This window comes from Neisseria flavescens (assembly GCF_005221285.1).
Classification (GTDB): Bacteria; Pseudomonadota; Gammaproteobacteria; order Burkholderiales; family Neisseriaceae; genus Neisseria; species Neisseria flavescens.
In genome coordinates this window covers 2124213-2144070 of record NZ_CP039886.1, presented here as the reverse complement: position 1 = coordinate 2144070, position 19858 = coordinate 2124213, and the positions used below count along the sequence as shown (strand labels likewise).

The following is a 19858-nucleotide window of genomic DNA, read 5'->3' as shown; positions in this document are numbered from 1 at the left end:
GTTTTGAAAATGACACCGATGTCTTTTTCAATGACACCGATGTCTTAATTACATACACTACAAACGTATCTTTCTGCGCCCATAAAATCCCTCCTTTTTTGTTGCAAAATCGCACTCTAAATTAAATATATTTTTAAATTCAAAATGTTATAAATATATCTTTTTGATAAACCAAATCTTCACTTAGTCAAAACCAATACCTTTGATAGCTTCTTCTAAAGAAATACACGCTTCTAGCGCATATCCGAACATAAAATGCGCTGCAAATATATGATATAGTGAAACATTCTGCGTATTGACTATTTCCAGCATGAACAACACCCTAATTCTGACCGGCGCGGCCGCATTTTTTATCGGCGCGCTGTTTGCTTGGCTGATGACACGCCACCAAGCCCAAAGCCGACACTTTATTGTTTTGCAAGAATTGGCCGAAAGCCGCCGCCTGCATGAGTTTGCCGAACAAGTTCAGGCTCAAACTGCGGCGGACTTGGCGCAAAGCCGCCATACCGTGCAGGAATTGCAAGACGAATTGCAGGAGACGGGCAACCGCTTTGCCGCAGCCGAAAAACAGATTGCCTATCTGCAAGATTGCGAGGCCGAAGCCGAAGCTTTAAAACACGAATGTGCAAAATGGCAGCAAAGCGCGCAAAACCTGCAAATCAACAATGAGCGATTAAACACGCAACTGGTTCAAGAACAGGCATTGGGTGCGGATAAAAATACGCTTTTGCAACAGCAGGAAACGGAAAAAGGCCGTCTGAAACAAGACTACGACACGCTGTTGGAGCAAAACTATGCGCTGCAAGTCCAAAACGAACGCCTCTCCACACAACTGACGCAAGAAAAAGCCAATATCGACGACAAAAACAGCCTTTTACAGCAACAGGAAGCCGAAAAAGGCCGTCTGAAACAAGACTACGACACGCTGTTAGAGCAAAACCATGCGCTGCAAGTCCAAAACGAGCGCCTTAACACCCAATCGGAAAAAGACCGTCAGGCTGCCGAAGAAAAACTGGCCCTATTGGCAGATGCGCGTAAAAACCTGAGCGACCAGTTCCAAAACCTCGCCAACACTATTCTGGAAGAGAAAAGCCGCCGCTTTACCGAACAAAACCACGACCATCTCCAGCAACTGCTCAATCCGCTCAACGAACGCATACACGGCTTCAGCGAGCTGGTTCAGCAGACTTATGAAAAAGAAGCCAAAGAACGCCTGACCATCGAAAACGAGCTCAAACGCCTGCAAACGCTCAACACCCAGCTCCACCACGATGCCAAAGCGCTGACCACTGCGCTGACCGGCACGCAAAACAAAACCCAAGGCAACTGGGGCGAGATGATTTTGGAAAGCGTATTGGAAAATTCCGGCCTGCAAAAAGGCCGCGAATACATCGTTCAAGCCTCCAGCGTCCGCCACGAAGCAGACGGCACCCAACGCCGCTTCCAGCCCGACGTCCTCATCAATCTGCCCGACAACAAACAAATCGTCATCGACTCCAAAGTATCACTGACCGCCTACGTCCGCTATACGCAAAGCACCGGCGCAGAAGCAGAGCGCGAGCTTGCCAACCATGTCGCCAGCATCCGCGCCCACATTAAAAGCTTGGCAGCGAAGGATTACACCGACCTTGAGGGCGTCAAAACACTGGACTTCGTCTTTATGTTCGTCCCTGTCGAACCGGCCTACCTCCTCGCCCTGCAACACGATCCAAACCTCTTCCAAGAGTGTTTCGACAAACGTATCATGCTGACCGGCCCCAGCACCCTGCTCGCCACCCTGCGCACCGTTGCCAACATCTGGCGCAACGAGCAACAAAACCAAAACGCGCTGGCGATTGCCGAGGCAGGCAGCAAACTCTATGACAAATTTGTCGGCTTTGTCGAAAGCATGGACGGCATCAATAAAGCGCTTGGTCAGGCTCAATCCCAGTTTCAGACGGCCTATGGCCGCTTGGTTTCCGGCAGGGGCAACCTCATCAGCAGCACCGAAAAACTGCGCAAATTAGGCATCAAAGCCGGTAAACAGCTGCAACGCGATTTATTAGAAAAAGCCATGTCGGAAAACGAAGACCACGCCGTCTTACCGACCGCACAAGACCAAGAAGATAACTGATAAAATTTAAGATATTGTAAATAAAGGGAATTTAACAATAAGCAACATCACCATCGTCCTTGCCGCCGATACCGGCTATGCCGAGCAGGTTCATACACTGATGAAATCCATCTGTACCCACAACACAAATGTCGATTTCTACCTCATGCACAATACCTTCAGGCGGGAATGAATCGACTATACCAACCAAAAGCTCGCAGCCAGCGGCAGCCGTCTGAATGATGTCAAAATCGAGATGGACTTCAGCCAATATCGCCGCTTGTCCCATATTTCGGATGCTGCATTTTTCCGCCTGGTGATGCAGCACCTGCCTGTCGACCGCGCCCTGTATCTCGACAGCGATATGGTGGTGACCCAATCCCTGCATGATTTGTTCAACCTCGATATGCGCGGTTATCCCGTTGAGGCGGTACAAGATTCCGTTTTGGCGCGCACCGAATGGAAACATCCTATCGACCTACACACCACGCCCTATTTCAATTCAGGCATGCTGTTGGCCGACTTGGCGCAATGGCGGGAACACAATATCGCGGAGCAACTGCTGAAAATCGCCGCCTGCCTCAACGAAGCCGTACCCTATGGCGACCAATGTTTCTTAAATACCGTCTTCCGAAAAAGCTGGCTGGAATTGAACGAGTCTTGGAACTTCCAAACCGGCGCAGTCGAATATTTCCAAAAACGAAACCTCGGCGAAGTATTCCCCAAACCCGACACCGTCCCGCCCGTTATCCACTACACCACACGCGCCAAACCGTGGTTGTGCGATTACAGCGAGATTCCTTTTATCGACGTCTATTGGCAATACTATTGCGCCGACTGGCCGAAAGCGTAATTTCAGGCAGGGATTTTCGTTCCCTTCAATTATCTTGAAACACCCCGTCATCAAAAACAAAAGGCCGTCTGAAATCGTTTCAGACGGCCTTTAAGCCATAAAAAACAGGCAGAACATTCTGCCTGTTTTGTGTTCAAACCCGACTGTAAAGCAGGCTTTGCTACCCACCCTCAGTCGGCGTTCGTTATCCGATTAGATACCACGCAACAATTCGTTCACGCTAGTTTTCGCACGGGTTTGTGCGTCCACACGTTTAACGATAACCGCGCAGTAGAGGCTGTGGCTGCCGTCTTTGGAAGGCATGCTGCCGGATACGACAACCGAACCGGCTGGTACGCGGCCTTGATAGATTTCGCCGGTAGTACGGTCAAAGATTTTAGTGGATTGACCGATGAACACACCCATAGAAATCACGCTGCCTTCTTCGACAATCACGCCCTCAACGATTTCAGAACGCGCACCGATGAAGCAGTTGTCTTCAATAATGGTCGGACTGGCTTGCAGAGGCTCAAGTACGCCACCGATGCCGACGCCGCCGCTCAAGTGCACATTTTTACCGATTTGCGCGCAAGAGCCGACAGTCGCCCAAGTATCGACCATCGCGCCTTCGTCAACGTATGCGCCGATATTGACATAAGAAGGCATCAACACGACATTTTTCGCCACAAAGCTGCCACGGCGGGCAACCGCACCCGGAACTGCGCGGAAACCTGCTCTGCGGAATTCGTCTTCAGACCAATCGGCAAATTTAGTCGGTACTTTGTCGAAGTATTTGTTCACACCGTCGTTGAGGATTTCATTGTCCTGAATGCGGAAAGACAGCAATACGGCTTTTTTCGCCCATTCGTTGACTTTCCATTCGCCCACACCCAAACGCTCGGCAACGCGCAGTTTGCCGGAGTCGAGTTGGCGGATGGTTTCCAAAACCGCTTCACGCACTTCGGGGGTAACGGTATTCGGATTGATTTCGGCACGGTTTTCAAAAGCCGTTTCAATGATGTTTTGCAAAGACATGTTGATTCCTTCAAGAGATCAGGGTCGTCTGAAACCTATTCAGGCCGCCCTATTACAAATATTTAACTCGTTATTTTGCCATGTAAAAGCGATTTCGTCAGCTATTAACATGATTATCGCCGAGCGTTACACGGCCGGATTTCGGCTAAGTCAAGATTTTCAGACGGCCTGTTCAAGTGAATTGAATAGCATTTATTTTCTAACTAATTTTCCAGCTAAGCTATGCAAGCTGCTCATTCTGCCGACACGCCGTGCCGATAAATCAATCTTCGCAGCCAATCTTTTGCAGAAGATTTTCAGCCACCACGCCGCATTCGATATTCCGCTTTAACGGTTTCGCATTCAAATCCTTCAAGGCCGTCTGAAAGTCGGCAAAATCCATCAACTGCGAACCGAAACGGCGCATATGTTCCGTATCCTGCTGACAGTCTGTCAGCGCAACGCCCAAATCCGACAAAAACGGGACGGCGCAGGCAAACGCAATCTTGGACGCATCGGGACGCAAGGCAAACATCGATTCGCCATAAAACACGCAGCCGATTTGCACGCCGTAAAACCCGCCTGCCAACTGCATTTCGCCTTGTTCATCAGGTAGCCAGCATTCAAACGAATGCGCATGCCCCTGATGGTGCAGCTTCAAATAGGCCGTCTGAAACGCTGGTTCTATCCACGTTCCGTCCTGTTCCGGACGCGGCACATTGGCGCAATGGGCAATTACTTTTTCAAAACAGCGGTTGACCGTTACCCGATACGGCTTGTGGCGCAAGGTTTTTGCCAAAGAGCGGCCGATATGCAGGTTTTCCGGCACAATCACGGCACGCGGTGCAACCGCATACCAAAAAAACCAACCCTCGCGGCTAAACCACGGAAAAATCCCCTGCCGATACGCCGACAACAGCCGCCCCATATCCAAATCGCCACTGACGCCGACCAAGCCGTCGCATTCTGCCAAAGCGTAAGACGGATCGGGGAAACGATAATCCCGTGGCGCAAGAAAAGGAATCTTCATCGCAAAACCCATAAAGTTTCAGACGGCCTCAGGCTGAAAATGCCCAAGGCCGTCTGAAAAATCAACATACAAACTGATTAACGTTTGGTTTTGGTTTGGCATTCGCCGCATACGCCGTACATATACAGCGCGTGATCGACGATGCGGTAGCCGTTTTCTTCGGCGATTTTGTCTTGCAGCGCTTCGATTTCCGGATTGTGGAATTCGGTTACTTCGCCGCATTTCACGCAGACGATGTGGTCGTGGTGGTCACCTTTGTCCAATTCGTAAACCGCTTTGCCGGTTTCAAAATGGTGGCGTTGCAAAATACCGGCCTGTTCAAACTGGGTCAGCACACGGTAAATCGTCGCCACGCCGATTTCCACACCCTCTTCCAACAGGATACGGTACACATCTTCCGCACTCAAATGCTCCTCGGCATGAGTCTCGAACAAGTCCAAAATTTTCAAACGTGGACCCGTAACTTTCAAACCACTGTCTTTCAATTGCGCAATGTTGCTGAATTTTTCCATAATATTCAATATCCCTGTAAGGTAATAACCGTTATAATACGCACTTTCCGCCCGTTTGCCCACTATTGGGCCGTTAAAGGGCGGCAATCTGCCGCCGGTCTTACAATTGAAAATCGGCGAAAAGAAAAATTAAGAAGATGATTATCGTTTGCTTTTTAAAAATATTCAAGCGATGATAAACATCTTTCCCGAAATGACACAGAAAGGTAAGCCCGTGAATAAAGCCTTATGCCTTGCCATCGCCGCTATTTTAGGTCTGGCCTCATGCAGTGCCGAGCGCGTATCCAACTTTCCATCCTACAAACTCAAAATCATTCAAGGTAACGAGCTCAATCCCCGCGCCGTGGTTTCCCTGCGCCAAGGTATGACCCGCGACCAAGTCCAACTGCTGCTCGGTACGCCGCTCCTGCGCGACGCCTTCCATGCCGACCGCTGGGATTACACTTTCAACACCAGCCGCAACGGCATCATCAAAGAACAAAGCAACCTGACCCTGTACTTTGAAAACGACGTCCTCGCACGCGCCGAAGGCGATGCCATTCAAAAATCCATCGAAGCGGTTCAAGCCGGACAAAACGTCGTTCCGACCACCGAAACCAAGCCGCAATAAGGAAGCCCCATGAGCGCATTGAAAATCGCCATTGCCGGCGTCAACGGCCGCATGGGCCGCGTTTTGGTTGAAGCCGTCAACAACCATCCCGACACCGTCCTCTCCGGCGCACTCGAGCATTCCGGTTCGGAAGTATTGGGGTTGGATGCAGGCTTCGCCTCCGGCCTCAAAACTGGTGTTACCATTTCAGACGACGTGGATGCCGTACTGGATCAAAGCGATGTCCTCATCGACTTTACCCGCCCCGAACCAACCCTGAAACACCTGCAAAAATGCGTGGAAAAAGGCGTCAACATCATCATCGGCACCACCGGTTTTGACGACGCAGGCAAAGCCGCCATCCAAGCCGCAGGCGAAAAAACAGGCGTTGTCTTCGCCGCCAACTTCAGCGTCGGCGTCAACCTGACCTTCCACATCCTCGACACCGTCGCCCGCGTGTTGAACGAAGGCTACGACATCGAAATCATCGAAGGCCACCACCGCCACAAAGTCGATGCCCCAAGCGGCACCGCGTTGCGTATGGGTGAAGTCATCGCCGACGCCCTCGGCCGCGACCTCAAAGAATGCGCCGTTTACGGCCGCGAAGGCCACACCGGCCCGCGCGATCCGTCCACCATCGGTTTTGCCACCGTCCGCGCAGGCGACATCGTCGGCGACCACACCGCCCTCTTCGCCACCGACGGCGAGCGCGTGGAAATCACCCACAAGGCCAGCAGCCGCATGACCTTTGCCGCCGGTGCCGTACGCGCCGCAGTTTGGGCAAACGGCAAAAAAGGCCTGTACGATATGCAAGACGTATTGGGTTTGAAAAACCGATAAACCCGCATCATCAGGTTTCATACCTTACAAGGCCGTCTGAAAGCACAACGTCGATTTTCAGACGGCCTTATTAAAAAGAAAGCCCCACCATGTCCTATCAACAAATCACCATCAACGTCAACGATGCCGTCGCCGAACGCCTTGCCGACGCGCTGATGGAACACGGCGCATTGTCCGCCGCCATTGAAGATGCCTACGCCGGTACAGAAAACGAGCAGGCCATTTTCGGCGAGCCGGGCATGCCGACCGAGCAAATCTGGCAACAAAGCAAAGTCATCGCCCTTTTCGGCGAAAGCGACGATGCCGCTTCCATTATCGAAGCCGCCGCGCAGGAATGCGGTTTGAACGATTTGAAATACACCGGCGAAATCCTTGAAGATCAAGACTGGGTGCGTCTGACCCAAGCGCAATTCGACCCGATTCAAATTTCCGACCGTCTGTGGATTACCCCGTCTTGGCACGAAGCGCCCAACGGCAACGCCGTCAACCTGCAACTTGACCCTGGCCTTGCCTTCGGCACAGGCAGCCATCCGACCACCCGCCTCTGCCTCAAATGGCTGGACACGCAGCTCAAAGGCGGCGAAAGCGTATTGGACTACGGCTGCGGCTCAGGTATTTTGGCCATTGCCGCCCTCAAACTCGGCGCAGGCTCCGCCATCGGCGTGGATATTGACGAACAAGCCATCCGCGCCAGCAAAGACAATGCCGCGCAAAACAACGTCGACGCGCAGTTCTACCTGCCGGACGGCCTGCCGCAAGGTCAATTTGATGTCGTTGTCGCCAACATTCTTGCCAACCCGTTGCGTATGCTCGGCGAAATGCTTGCCGCGCGTACCAAACAAGGCGGCCGCATTGTCTTGTCCGGCCTTTTGGACGAACAAGTCGAAGAACTCAGTGGCATTTACAACCAATGGTTCGACATCGAGCCTGCCGAAATCGAAGAAGGCTGGGCGCGATTGAGCGGCGTCAAACGCTAAACCTGTTTTCCAATACAAAGGCCGTCTGAAATTTAATCTTTCAGACGGCCTTTGTGCACTTAAAACGCTGAATATTCCAGCAAAATCAGGTATAATTGCCTATTATTTTGACCTTTCGGAACACATCCGCCGCGCCCGTTTGACATTTCATTGCGCGCACGGAAAAATTCCTTGAAATTCAGCAAGAAAAGACCATGACTGACCAAAAACACGAAGAATACGGCGCCGACAGCATCCAGGTGCTCGAAGGCTTGGAAGCGGTACGCAAACGCCCGGGTATGTATATCGGCGACACGCAGGACGGTAGCGGCCTGCATCACATGGTGTTCGAGGTACTCGACAACGCCATTGACGAAGCGCTCGCCGGACATTGCGACAAAATCACCGTAACCATCCATGCCGACAATTCCGTCAGCGTCGCCGACAACGGCCGCGGCATGCCGACCGGCATCCATCCGAAAGAAGGCCGCTCCGCCGCCGAAGTCATCATGACCGTCTTGCACGCAGGCGGCAAATTCGACAACAACAGCTACAAAATCTCCGGCGGCCTGCACGGCGTGGGCGTATCCGTCGTCAACGCACTGTCCGACTGGGTAACGCTGACCATCTACCGCGACGGCAAAGAACACTTCGTCCGCTTCGTACGCGGCGAAACCGAAGAGCCGTTGAAGGTTGTCGGCGATTCCGACAAAAAAGGCACGACCGTGCGCTTCCTCGCCAGCACGGAAACCTTCGGCAACGTCGAATACAGCTTCGACATCCTTGCCAAACGCATCCGCGAACTTTCCTTCCTGAACAACGGCGTGGACATCGAATTGACCGACGAACGCGACGGCAAACACGAAAGCTTCGCCCTTTCCGGCGGCGTGGCAGGTTTCGTGCAATACATGAACCGCAAAAAAACGCCGCTGCACGAAAAAATCTTCTACGCGTTCGGCGAGAAAGACGGCATGAGCGTCGAATGCGCGATGCAATGGAACGACAGCTACCAAGAAAGCGTGCAATGTTTCACCAACAACATTCCGCAACGCGACGGCGGCACCCATCTGACCGCGCTGCGCCAAGTGATGACCCGCACCATCAACAACTATATCGAAGCCAACGAAGTGGCCAAAAAAGCCAAAGTGGAAACCGCCGGCGACGATATGCGTGAAGGTCTGACCTGCGTTTTGTCCGTCAAACTGCCCGATCCGAAATTCTCATCGCAAACCAAAGACAAACTGGTTTCCAGCGAAATCGGCCCCGTTGTCAACGAAGTCATCAACCAAGCGCTGACCGACTTCCTTGAAGAAAACCCGACCGAAGCCAAAATCATCACCGGCAAAATCGTCGATGCCGCCCGCGCGCGCGAAGCCGCCCGCAAAGCACGCGAAATTACCCGCCGCAAAGGCGTGATGGACGGTTTGGGCCTGCCGGGCAAACTTGCCGACTGCCAAGAAAAAGACCCTGCCCTGTCCGAACTCTACCTCGTCGAGGGCGACTCCGCAGGCGGTTCCGCCATGCAGGGTCGCGACCGCAAATTCCAAGCGATTTTGCCGCTTAAGGGTAAGATTTTGAACGTTGAAAAAGCGCGCTTTGAAAAAATGCTGGCCAGCCAAGAAGTTGCCACACTGATTACCGCTCTAGGCGCAGGCATCGGTAAAGAAGAATTCAATGCCGAAAAACTGCGCTACCACCGCATCATCATCATGACCGATGCCGACGTGGACGGCGCGCACATCCGCACCCTGCTCCTGACCTTCTTCTACCGCCAAATGCCCGAGCTGGTCGAACGCGGCTACATCTACATCGCCCAGCCGCCTTTGTACAAAGCCAAATACGGCAAACAAGAGCGCTATCTCAAAGACGAATTGGAAAAAGACCAATGGCTGCTCGGTTTGGCCTTGGAAAAAGCCAAAATCGTTTCAGACGGCCGCACCATCGAAGGCGAAGAGCTTGCCAATACCGCCAAACAATTCCTGTTGGCCAAAACCGTCATCGAGCAAGAAAGCCGCATCATTGACGAACTCGTCCTGCATGCCATGTTGCATACTTCGCCGGTCGATCTCAGCACGGCAGAAAGCGCAGGCCGCGCCGTTGCCGAATTGAGCGGCCTCTTGGACGAAAAAGAAGTCGCGCTCGAACGTATCGAAGGCCACGAAGGACACCAGTTCATCAAAATCACACGCAAGCTGCACGGCAATGTGGTGGTGAGCTACCTCGAGCCTAAATTCCTCAACAGCAAAGCCTATCAAACCCTTACCCAAACCGCCGCCGCACTCAAAGGCATGGTCGGCAGAGGGGCGAAGCTCTACAAAGGTGACAACGAATACGACATCGACAGCTTTGAAGGCGCTTTGGACATCTTGATGAGCGTTGCCCAAAAAGGCATGTCCATCCAACGATACAAAGGCTTGGGTGAGATGAACCCGGAACAACTTTGGGAAACCACGATGGATCCTACCGTCCGCCGCCTCCTGAAAGTCCGCATCGAAGACGCCATCGCTGCCGACGAAGTGTTCGTCACCCTGATGGGCGACGAAGTCGAACCGCGCCGCGCTTTTATTGAAAACAACGCCCTGCTGGCACAAAACATCGACGCCTAAGCATGGAAAGATAAAAGGCCGTCTGAAAACCATTTTCAGACGGCCTTTTTGTTTTTTGTGGCGTAAGTAACAAAATGGAGGCTATTTCGGAGAACATTCTCCCTAAGTAACAAAATGGAGGCTGAGCCTAAGATTTAATTGAGAAATAATCCTTAATAAACCTAATCTTATTCTCCCTACTCATGCCGTGATGACACGCTAAAAGTCGTTTCATGTCCGAGAATGTGCCGTCAAGCAGATTGGTCGTATTCGGGATGTTTAAATCAGGATATTGCTCAAACACAAACAGATAATCCAAATTGCGTTTTAGGCTGAAATACGCACTCCTGATATTCTTATGTGTGTAATGCGATTTGCCTGTTTCGGTGTTAAAGGTGCGTTCGTTCAGATAGCTTTGATACTGCTCAAACCACGTTTGCAGATCGTGTTCAAAGTCGGATTGCTTACTGTTTTTCAACGTCAATGCCAATCGCCAAAGTGCTTTGCCTGCTTCTGTTTTGGGATTGAGCGTTAAATAGCGACTGACGGTTTTAACCTGATGAAATTGACAGAGCTGTACGGGAATATCAGGAAACATCTGTACCAAACCGTGTCGCCCATCACAAACAATGCTTTGTATTTCAATGCCTTTGGCTTTCAGGCTGCCTATTGCTGTGAAATATTGTTCGTTGGTTTCGTATTTGACTTTGCTGACGGATAGTGCTTTGCCGCTGATGCTGTCTATCAAAACCATGACGCCGAAACTGCGTCCGAAGTAAGTGGTGTCCATGATGACGTTGGCTGCTGCGGGAGAAATGAAATGCACCTTAATTTGAACTTTTTTGAGATGCCTCAGAATAGTCTGCCGACTGCATCCGTAAGTTTTGGCAAGCTGTGCGGCGGTCTGTTTGCCTTCGCTGTATGCCTGCCATATTTCCTGCGGATTAAGCCGTCTGCCGCCATCAAACTGTCTGCCGCAAGCATGGCATTTGTAGCGTTGTTTGCCGTTTCGGCAGCCGTTCCTTTTGACTTGTTTTGAGTCGCAAAAAGGGCATTTTTTGTATTCAAAGCCTTTGACCTCTTTTAAAGCCTTATAGGATAAGGCTTGCGGGGATTTTTAGCCTCCATTTTGTTACTTACGTCTTTTTTATTTCTTATAACTCAAATTCCAACCACTTCGCGCGTTTGCTTTAATCATTTATTTTAAATGGTCAAAGGCTTGGTCGGGCCCGAAGGCTGGATGGAAACCGTTAAAAGATACGTACCGCCGGCCGTGTACCAAAAAATGATTGCAGAACATCGCAACAATAATGCCTGACAGAAAGTTTCTGTCAGGCATATTCGGGTTCAAACTTACTGGGGTGTTGGCAATTCATTGAGTATTATCAACGGATTGCCGATTATGCACTTTATCATCGGCTATATACCCGATAAACCGCTATCGCTACAAGGCTACATAGCATTTAGACGAGCTTCTAATTTCTCCAATCGTGCTTTCAATTGACGATTATCTTGCATCAACTGTTCCATAAGCACCTTATCACTTGTAGCCGGAACACCTTGGCTCGTTCCAAATTTCCAAGTCAGACCTACATTCATCATATGTCCCGTCTTATTGCCGCCGCCTAAGGTTCCGCCCACTTTTACCATAAAGCGGTCATTAACGAAATGGGACAATCCCAATGCCATAGCCTGATGTCCTTTGTATGTGCCGAAGCCGACCATAAACTGCGTCGGATTGTTTGCATCATAGGATAACGGGGTCAGTGCCGATAGGGCTGCGCTACTCGCAGCCACACCATGCACTTCGCTACGTACCGAAAACAGCTCCGCCATATTTTGCCCTTGCATCGCTTTCAACTGGCGGACATTGGCGGCATCAAAATCATTGACACCATCATCAACACCCACAATTCTTCTATGGGAAAGTTCTGTAGATTGCGGTGTTTCTTTATAGGCAACAGAGACGACATTATTCTCACCGGCTACTGAACCATAACCCAGTGCCACAGAATTGCTCACACCATCTTTTATTTCACTGCGGGATCCTAAACTTACAGAATTATTTCCGTTTGCTCTTGCGTATCGACCAATGGCAAGCGCGTTTTCCTTAGTCGCCTCAGCCTTATTCCCCACGGCCACCGCAAAATCTGCCTGTGCCTTAGATTGGTTACCGAGACCTACACTGCCTTGCCCCTTTGCCTTGCTTTCATTACCCACAGCGGTACCAAAAGCACCGGCAGCTTCTGATTCTACGCCAAGTGCCATCCCATTTTTTTCCGTTGCTTTTGCTTTCTCCCCGAAAGCTATTGCTTTAGCACGGTCAGCCTCTGCTTGATCTCCAATAGCAATAGCGCCCGCATAATATGCCGGCCCATGTAACAATGGGTCATCTGTCTCTCCACCGGCTTTGGCTTTGTTACCGATCGCAATACCACGTTCTGCATTTACCCTTGCCTCAGAACCTACCGCAACCCCTTGTTTAGCCTTTTCTTCTACCGTCGCTTTAGAGCCTACAGCGATACCCTGTTCAGCCTTTTTCTTTATCTTCGCTTCAGAACCTATAGCAACACCTTGATTTGCTTCTCCTTCTACTTTCCCTAATTTACCAATAACAACGCCGTCTTCAGCACTGGCAGTACTACTTGGCCCTATAGCCATAGAATTTGTTGCAGAAGCCACAGAACCATAGCCTGCTGCATAGGATTTATCTCCACTGGCAGCAGAATTATTTCCTAATGCTACCGCATACTTATTCTCTGCCTTACTTTCAGAACCAATCGCTACTGCATTCAATGCAGTTGCCTTTGAAGAAACCCCTACTGCAATTCCTTTATCGCCACTGGCAGCACTTTTTCTTCCTAAAGCAATAGCAAACTTCCCCGATGCTGACGCACCACTACCCCACGATAATTTATCATCACTTTCCTTCAAAGTAGAATCCGCCCCATAAGAAGAAAAGGCGCTCATTAACAAAACACTCGCCGCTATTGCGGCACGACCTATATACATAACATTACCTTATATAATTTCACTCAGTATCAGTAGTATAGGATAACTCCCCCCCGTCAATCGAAATAATTCTCGTATTTTTCAGTTGAGAGTAGCAATGAAAAGCCCGGGCAGCCCTATTTTGGGAGACAGCTTATATGGAGGGACAGAATCCGAGACTATGTTCCTGTATGCATGGAAAATACAATTTACCTATCAACAATTCGCATATTTTAATGGAAAAATAAAACAGCGAAAAAGTTTTGGTTTCGCTGTTTTTGATTTAATTAGCACTGATAATCTTCAAATTCCCACGAAAAAAAACGAAGTAAATAAGTCAATGACTTTTCCCAAGTTTCTTTTGAACATTCTTTAAGAATTTTCTCAATTTCCGATTTAATAACAGAATGATTAAATTCATTCATAATCATCATACCCGCTCCCCATTTAACCCTTTGATTTTGGAAACAATTATGCAAAATCCATTTAGGAGAGCATATGCGAACAGAAAATATATCTGCAGCATCACTATCATCAGTTCCTATGTCTAAATCAATTCCCACACAAAAATTGTCTTTGATTTCGGGAACGAAATCTTCAAAGGCACAATCGTAAAGATTGATGGCTTTCAATTCTAGGTTAATCATTTTATATTCAAATGTCCATTAGTTAGTGTTGTTCTTGTATTTGGGTCTCGAATAACAAAATTCGCTTGCGTTCCTGTTGGATTAAGATGTGTTGGAGTGTTTTTTTTGGTAGATAGAGCGTTTCAACTGATTCAGTTTCGGGACAACCCAAATAACCAGTTTGAAACACTCCAATCCGCTTCAAATTTATTCCGCTTTCCCCAAAATCATTGCATCGCCATAGCTGAAAAAGCGGTATTCCTGTTCCACCGCATGACGGTAAACGCTGCGGATATGCTCCATGCCCGACAACGCGCTGACAAGCATCAGCAAGGTTGATTTGGGCAGGTGAAAATTGGTAATCAATCGGTCGGCAACATTGAAGCGGTAACCCGGCGTAATGAAAATATCGGTATCGCCGCGACCGGCTTTCAGACGGCCTGTCTCGCGTGCGGCGGATTCCAAGGCGCGCATGGAGGTTGTGCCCACTGCCCACACTTTATTGCCGCGTGCTTTGGCGGCTTCAACGGCGGCAACGGTCTCGGCCGGTACGTCAAACCACTCGCTGTGCATTTTGTGTTCTTCAATTTTATCGACGCGCACGGGTTGGAATGTGCCTGCTCCGACGTGCAGGGTGACTTCCGCGGTTTCTACGCCTTTGGCTTTCAGACGGCCCAATAACTCATCGGTAAAGTGCAAACCCGCCGTCGGCGCGGCCACTGCGCCTTGATACTTGGCGTACACGGTCTGATAGCGGCTATCGTCTTCATCATCGGCCGCGCGTTCAATATAAGGCGGCAAGGGCAGATGGCCGTTTTGCTCCAAAAGTTCGTAAACGGTTTGTTCGCCTTCAAATTTCAGGCAAAACAATTCTTCCGCACGCTCCATCATGACGGCACGGATATCGCCTTCAAAAATCAATTCCGTACCCGGCTTCGGCGATTTGGACGAACGGATATGCGCCAATGCGGTATGCGCGTCTAAAACCCGTTCAATCAGGGCTTCGATTTTGCCGCCGCTGGCTTTTTGGCCGAACAGGCGCGCCTTCATCACTTTAGTATTGTTAAACACCAGCACATCGCCCGGTGCGACATAATCGGGTAAATCGCCGAAATGTTTGTCTTCAATCGGCAATGTCGGCAAGGCAACCAAAAGCCTGCTGCTACCGCGCACTTCCGGAGGATGCTGGGCAATCAGTTTTTCGGGCAATTCAAAATCAAAATCGGAAATATCCATTGTCGTGCATACTTTAAAAAAACAGGCGTCATTATACGCGCAAAGTTGGTTTTCAGACGGCATGTTTTGTCGCAAAACCAATAAATTAGAATAAACGCTCTTGAAAAAATCACCTTTTAACGAAAATCAACGTTCCTTTCTTTTTTCGCCGAAAAACGCCTTTTTTCTATCTTTTACTGGACATTTACCGACAAGTTCGGGAAAATAACCAGATTCATTTCTCAGGCTCCGCCCTGTTCCGACATTATTTAAACGCCGGATGGCCAACCCGCCTCCCGACGTCTCAGGAAATCATCTAAAACCACAGCGGCGCATACCCAATATGCACTTTATGCCGCGCTAAAAAGGAAAAGCAATGGATTTGCGTAAATTAAAAAAACTGATTGATTTGGTCGAAGAATCAGGCATTGCAGAAATTGAAGTTACCGAAGGCGAAGAAAAAGTCCGCATTACGCGCACTACTGCCGCCGCAGCTCCTATTTATGCTGCTCCGGCACCTGCCGCAGCCGCTCCGGTTGCCGCCCCTGCCGCTGCTCCGGCCGCAGCCGCCGCCCCTGCCGCTCGCGATTTGTCCAACGCGCAAAAATCGCCTATGGTCGGCACGTTCTACCGCGCTCCCGGCCCGAACGCCGCTGCTTTCGTCGAAGTCGGTCAGCAAGTAAAAGCCGGCGATACTTTGTGCATCATCGAAGCCATGAAGCTGATGAACGAAATCGAAGCTGAGAAATCCGGTGTCGTTAAAGAAATTCTGGTTGAAAACGGTACTCCGGTCGAATACGGCGAGCCGCTCTTTATCATTGAATAATCCGCTTTTTCAGACGGCCTTTATCTTTAAGGCCGTCTGAAATTCCTTTTTCTGTTCATTAAGGACAAACCATGCGTCTGATTTTGGCTATTTTCTTGCCATGGTTGCAGTTTTTCACCATCGGCCGTCCGTTTGCAGGCATCATCTGTCTGATTCTGCAATGTACGCTGGTTGGCTGGATACCGGCAGCCATGTGGTCGGTTTACGCCTTGAGCCAATACAAAACTGACCAAAAAATCCGCAACGCATTAGGCGGCCGCTGAGGCCGTCTGAACCATCCGGAAAGATTATCATGCTGAAAAAAGTATTGATCGCCAACCGGGGCGAAATCGCCCTGCGCGTCCTGCGTGCCTGCCGTGAAATGGGCATCGCCACCGTCGCCGTCCATTCCGAAGCCGACAAAGACAGCCTGCACGTCAAACTCGCCGACGAATCCGTGTGCATCGGCCCTGCCGCATCTGCACAAAGCTACCTCAACATTCCCGCCCTCATTGCTGCTGCCGAAGTCACCGAAGCCGACGGCATCCACCCCGGCTACGGCTTCCTCGCCGAAAACGCCAACTTTGCCGAACAAGTCGAACAATCCGGCTTTGTCTTCATCGGCCCGAAAGCCGACACCATCCGTCTGATGGGTGACAAAGTATCCGCCAAACACGCCATGATCGAAGCCGGCGTGCCTTGCGTTCCCGGCTCTGAAGGCGCATTGCCGGACGACGGCGACGAAATCCTCAAAATCGCCGATAAAGTCGGTTATCCCGTCATTATCAAAGCCTCCGGCGGTGGCGGCGGCCGAGGTATGCGCGTCGTCGAGAAAAAAGAAGACCTCCTCCAGTCTGTCGAAATGACCAAAGCCGAAGCAGGCGCGGCATTCGGCAACCCGATGGTTTACATGGAGCGTTACCTGCAGCGTCCGCGCCACGTCGAAATCCAAGTGATTGCCGACGAACACGGCAACGCCATCTACCTCGCCGAGCGCGACTGCTCCATGCAGCGCCGCCACCAAAAAGTTATCGAAGAAGCACCTGCTCCGTTCATCACTGAAGAAGAACGCGCCAAAATCGGCAAAGCCTGTGCCGACGCTTGCAAACGCATCGGCTATCGCGGCGCAGGTACGTTTGAATTCCTGTACGAAGACGGCGAATTCTTCTTTATCGAGATGAATACACGCGTTCAAGTTGAGCATCCGGTTACCGAGCTCATTACCGGCGTGGACATCGTCCAAGAGCAATTACGCATCGCGTCCGGCCTGCCGTTGCAATACAAACAGGAAGACATTCAAGTCGAAGGCCACGCGTTTGAGTGCCGTATCAACGCCGAAGATCCGTACAGCTTCATTCCAAGCCCAGGCTTGATTGAAAGCTGCCACCTACCCGGCGGCTTCGGCATCCGCGTCGACAGCCACATCTACCAAGGCTACCGCATCCCTCCTTACTACGACAGCCTGATCGGCAAAATCTGCGTCGTCGGTAAAGACCGCGACCAAGCCATGGCAAAAATGCGCGTCGCCCTCGCCGAGCTGGCGGTAACCGGCATCAAAACCAATACGCCGCTGCACCGCGACTTGTTCAACGACCCAGGCTTCCAAAAAGGCGGCGTCAGCATCCACTACTTAGAACATTGGTTGGAAGAACGCAAAGCCAAACTGGATAAATAATCCTCTGTTTTGACTAAAAAAGGCCGTCTGAAACACAAAATAAAGTTTCAGACGGCCTTTTTTCACAGTTTTATCATTAATAAAAACAAACGGAAATCAAAAACCGATTGCTTATAACAATATTAAATCGATTTCATAGTTTTAATAGCGAAAATCTTGGTGTATAGTTGCTTTCATAGTTTAAATAAAAGGAAAACAAAATGTCGATTCAAGAAATTTATTGCAATCAAGAAACCAGTTACGAATACGCTTTCCGCCAAATCGTACTGTAAGCCGTTTACCCCCATTTGACCAACCTGAAAAAAGGAACAAGAGCGATGACTACCTCCAAATGCCCTGTAACCCATCTGACCATGAACAACGGCGCGCCTGTTGCCGACAATCAAAACAGCCTAACCGCCGGCCCGCGCGGCCCCCTGCTGGCGCAGGATTTGTGGCTGAATGAAAAACTCGCCGACTTCGTGCGCGAAGTCATCCCCGAACGCCGTATGCACGCCAAAGGTTCGGGCGCGTTCGGTACGTTTACCGTAACACACGACATCACCAAATACACCCGCGCCAAAATCTTCAGCGAAGTCGGCAAAAAAACCGAGATGTTCGCCCGTTTCACCACCGTGGCAGGCGAACGCGGCGCAGCCGATGCAGAACGCGACATCCGCGGCTTTGCCTTGAAATTTTATACCGAAGAAGGCAACTGGGATGTGGTCGGCAACAACACGCCCGTGTTCTTCCTGCGCGACCCGCGTAAGTTCCCCGACTTGAACAAAGCCGTCAAACGCGATCCGCGCACCAATATGCGTTCCGCAACAAACAACTGGGACTTCTGGACGCTGCTGCCCGAAGCACTGCACCAAGTGACCATCGTGATGAGCGACCGCGGTATTCCCGCCGGCTACCGCCATATGCACGGCTTCGGTTCGCATACTTACAGCTTCTGGAACGAAGCAGGCGAGCGTTTTTGGGTGAAATTCCACTTCCGCACCCAACAAGGCATTAAAAACCTGACCAACGAAGAAGCCGCCAAAATCATCGCCGAAGACCGCGAAAGCCACCAGCGCGACCTGTACGAAGCCATCGAGCGCGGCGAGTTTCCGAAATGGACGATGTACATCCAAGTGATGCCCGAAGCCGATGCCGAAAAAGTGCCTTATCATCCGTTTGACCTGACCAAAGTTTGGCCGAAAAAAGACTATCCGCTGATTGAAGTGGGCGAATTCGAGTTGAACCGCAATCCCGAAAACTTCTTCGCCGATGTGGAACAATCCGCCTTCGCACCGAGCAACCTCGTTCCCGGTATCGGCGCAAGCCCCGACAAAATGCTGCAGGCCCGTTTGTTCAATTACGCCGACGCGCAACGCTACCGCTTGGGCGTGAACTTCCGCCAAATCCCTGTCAACCGTCCGCGTTGCCCTGTTCACAGCAACCAGCGCGACGGACAAGGACGCGCCGACGGCAACTACGGCAGCCTGCCGCACTACGAACCCAACAGCTTCGGCCAATGGCAGCAACAACCCGACTTCGCCGAACCGCCTTTGAAAATCAACGGCGACGCGGCACACTGGGACTACCGCCAAGACGATGACGACTATTTCAGCCAACCGCGTGCCTTGTTTAACTTGATGAACGACGAGCAGAAACAGGCTTTGTTCGGTAACACCGCCGCCGCAATGGGCGACGCGCCCGACTTCATCAAATACCGCCATATCCGCAACTGCTGCCGTTGCGACCCCGCCTACGGCGAAGGCGTAGCCAAAGCCCTTGGACTGACTGTCGAAGATGCCCAAGCGGCACGAGCCAACGACCCGGCTTTAGGTCAACCCGGTTTGCTGTAAGGAAGCATTATGTGGATAGAAATTGAAGAAATCTTGTCTCAAGCTGTCCGATACAGCCGTTCAAACAAAAAGTAACGGTTTAGATCATTAATCAGGCCGTCTGAAACATAAAATAAAGTTTCAGACGGCCTTTTTTTGATGTTGAAGTTTATTTGATTACTTCTAATTCAATGGCACTGGCTACCCTTATTTCTCTGTAAATCATGGCGTACCCCTCACCATCTCATGCTTCTACTGGCAAATAAAAAACCGCACGGCTGATTG

17 protein-coding genes and 3 pseudogenes are annotated in these 19858 nt (G+C 50.6%); 12 read left to right on the top strand and 8 right to left on the bottom strand.

The genetic code is table 11. The features are described from left to right. Positions 1–376 precede the first annotated feature (376 nt). Positions 377–2113, top strand: a complete 1737-nt coding sequence (locus tag FAH67_RS10945) for a DNA recombination protein RmuC (protein ID WP_440589587.1) — start codon at positions 377–379, stop codon at positions 2111–2113. A 31-nt stretch (positions 2114–2144) separates the two neighbouring features. Here FAH67_RS10945 and FAH67_RS12185 read toward each other — a convergent pair whose 3' ends face one another. After that, the gene (locus FAH67_RS12185) at positions 2145–2381 is read right to left on the bottom strand and encodes a hypothetical protein (RefSeq protein WP_232500842.1); all 237 of its coding nucleotides are present in this window, start codon (positions 2379–2381) and stop codon (positions 2145–2147) included. Between FAH67_RS12185 and FAH67_RS10940 the strand changes: the two genes are divergently transcribed. Continuing rightward, on the top strand, positions 2373–2945 hold the full coding sequence (locus tag FAH67_RS10940) for a glycosyltransferase family 8 protein (protein WP_232500841.1): 573 nt from the start codon (positions 2373–2375) through the stop codon (positions 2943–2945). The two genes, FAH67_RS12185 and FAH67_RS10940, sit on opposite strands and share 9 nt — an antisense overlap. Before the next feature lie 192 nt (positions 2946–3137). Here FAH67_RS10940 and dapD read toward each other — a convergent pair whose 3' ends face one another. The 3 genes from dapD to fur all read right to left on the bottom strand — a co-directional run bounded on the left by dapD (position 3138) and on the right by fur (position 5543). Next, positions 3138–3959 carry a 2,3,4,5-tetrahydropyridine-2,6-dicarboxylate N-succinyltransferase gene (dapD, locus tag FAH67_RS10935; protein ID WP_003682816.1) on the bottom strand — a complete coding sequence of 274 codons (822 nt, stop codon included), beginning with the start codon at positions 3957–3959 and terminating at the stop codon, positions 3138–3140. A 262-nt stretch (positions 3960–4221) separates the two neighbouring features. Beyond that, entirely contained in the window at positions 4222–4968 is a 747-nt protein-coding gene (aat, locus tag FAH67_RS10930; RefSeq protein ID WP_039864495.1) for a leucyl/phenylalanyl-tRNA--protein transferase, read from the bottom strand. A gap of 77 nt (positions 4969–5045) precedes the next feature. Continuing rightward, positions 5046–5543: a ferric iron uptake transcriptional regulator gene (gene fur, locus FAH67_RS10925; RefSeq protein ID WP_003682812.1), complete on the bottom strand. Its 498-nt coding sequence runs from the start codon at positions 5541–5543 to the stop codon at positions 5046–5048. A gap of 151 nt (positions 5544–5694) precedes the next feature. On the opposite strand from fur, the gene FAH67_RS10920 reads away from it, so the two are divergent. The 4 genes from FAH67_RS10920 to gyrB all read left to right on the top strand — a co-directional run bounded on the left by FAH67_RS10920 (position 5695) and on the right by gyrB (position 10471). After that, the gene (locus FAH67_RS10920; protein WP_003682810.1) at positions 5695–6090 is read left to right on the top strand and encodes an outer membrane protein assembly factor BamE; all 396 of its coding nucleotides are present in this window, start codon (positions 5695–5697) and stop codon (positions 6088–6090) included. A gap of 9 nt (positions 6091–6099) precedes the next feature. Then, positions 6100–6909 carry a 4-hydroxy-tetrahydrodipicolinate reductase gene (gene dapB, locus FAH67_RS10915; RefSeq protein ID WP_003682808.1) on the top strand — a complete coding sequence of 270 codons (810 nt, stop codon included), beginning with the start codon at positions 6100–6102 and terminating at the stop codon, positions 6907–6909. A gap of 89 nt (positions 6910–6998) precedes the next feature. Next, positions 6999–7886: a 50S ribosomal protein L11 methyltransferase gene (gene prmA, locus FAH67_RS10910; RefSeq protein WP_003682761.1), complete on the top strand. Its 888-nt coding sequence runs from the start codon at positions 6999–7001 to the stop codon at positions 7884–7886. Positions 7887–8080: 194 nt separating this feature from the next. Then, positions 8081–10471, top strand: coding sequence for a DNA topoisomerase (ATP-hydrolyzing) subunit B (gene gyrB, locus FAH67_RS10905; RefSeq protein ID WP_039864475.1), 2391 nt, complete (start codon positions 8081–8083; stop codon positions 10469–10471). 127 nt (positions 10472–10598) lie between these two features. Here gyrB and FAH67_RS10900 read toward each other — a convergent pair. Then, positions 10599–11465, bottom strand: a pseudogene (locus tag FAH67_RS10900) (IS256 family transposase, variant Zn-binding type); the annotation flags it as partial. Positions 11466–11657: 192 nt separating this feature from the next. On the opposite strand from FAH67_RS10900, the pseudogene FAH67_RS10895 reads away from it, so the two are divergent. Further along, positions 11658–11768 (top strand): annotated as a pseudogene (locus tag FAH67_RS10895) (pantetheine-phosphate adenylyltransferase); the annotation flags it as partial. A 134-nt stretch (positions 11769–11902) separates the two neighbouring features. On the opposite strand, the gene FAH67_RS10890 reads toward FAH67_RS10895, so the two are convergent. Then, positions 11903–13462, bottom strand: coding sequence for a YadA-like family protein (locus FAH67_RS10890; protein ID WP_003680295.1), 1560 nt, complete (start codon positions 13460–13462; stop codon positions 11903–11905). A gap of 79 nt (positions 13463–13541) precedes the next feature. On the opposite strand from FAH67_RS10890, the pseudogene FAH67_RS10885 reads away from it, so the two are divergent. After that, positions 13542–13661 (top strand): annotated as a pseudogene (locus tag FAH67_RS10885) (TIGR01621 family pseudouridine synthase); the annotation flags it as partial. Positions 13662–13728: 67 nt separating this feature from the next. Here FAH67_RS10885 and FAH67_RS10880 read toward each other — a convergent pair. Next, positions 13729–14088 carry an immunity 8 family protein gene (locus FAH67_RS10880; RefSeq protein WP_002221979.1) on the bottom strand — a complete coding sequence of 120 codons (360 nt, stop codon included), beginning with the start codon at positions 14086–14088 and terminating at the stop codon, positions 13729–13731. A 186-nt stretch (positions 14089–14274) separates the two neighbouring features. Then, positions 14275–15303: a tRNA preQ1(34) S-adenosylmethionine ribosyltransferase-isomerase QueA gene (gene queA, locus FAH67_RS10875; RefSeq protein ID WP_003680296.1), complete on the bottom strand. Its 1029-nt coding sequence runs from the start codon at positions 15301–15303 to the stop codon at positions 14275–14277. A 355-nt stretch (positions 15304–15658) separates the two neighbouring features. On the opposite strand from queA, the gene accB reads away from it, so the two are divergent. The 4 genes from accB to katA all read left to right on the top strand — a co-directional run bounded on the left by accB (position 15659) and on the right by katA (position 19594). Further along, positions 15659–16108, top strand: a complete 450-nt coding sequence (gene accB, locus FAH67_RS10870) for an acetyl-CoA carboxylase biotin carboxyl carrier protein (protein WP_003680298.1) — start codon at positions 15659–15661, stop codon at positions 16106–16108. A 71-nt stretch (positions 16109–16179) separates the two neighbouring features. Continuing rightward, positions 16180–16371, top strand: coding sequence for a YqaE/Pmp3 family membrane protein (locus FAH67_RS10865; RefSeq protein WP_003680299.1), 192 nt, complete (start codon positions 16180–16182; stop codon positions 16369–16371). 29 nt (positions 16372–16400) lie between these two features. Then, positions 16401–17762 carry an acetyl-CoA carboxylase biotin carboxylase subunit gene (gene accC / locus FAH67_RS10860; protein ID WP_003680300.1) on the top strand — a complete coding sequence of 454 codons (1362 nt, stop codon included), beginning with the start codon at positions 16401–16403 and terminating at the stop codon, positions 17760–17762. A gap of 317 nt (positions 17763–18079) precedes the next feature. Continuing rightward, positions 18080–19594 (top strand): catalase KatA, encoded by a 1515-nt coding sequence (gene katA, locus FAH67_RS10855; RefSeq protein ID WP_039863821.1) that lies wholly within the window; start codon positions 18080–18082, stop codon positions 19592–19594. Positions 19595–19858: the final 264 nt, after the last annotated feature.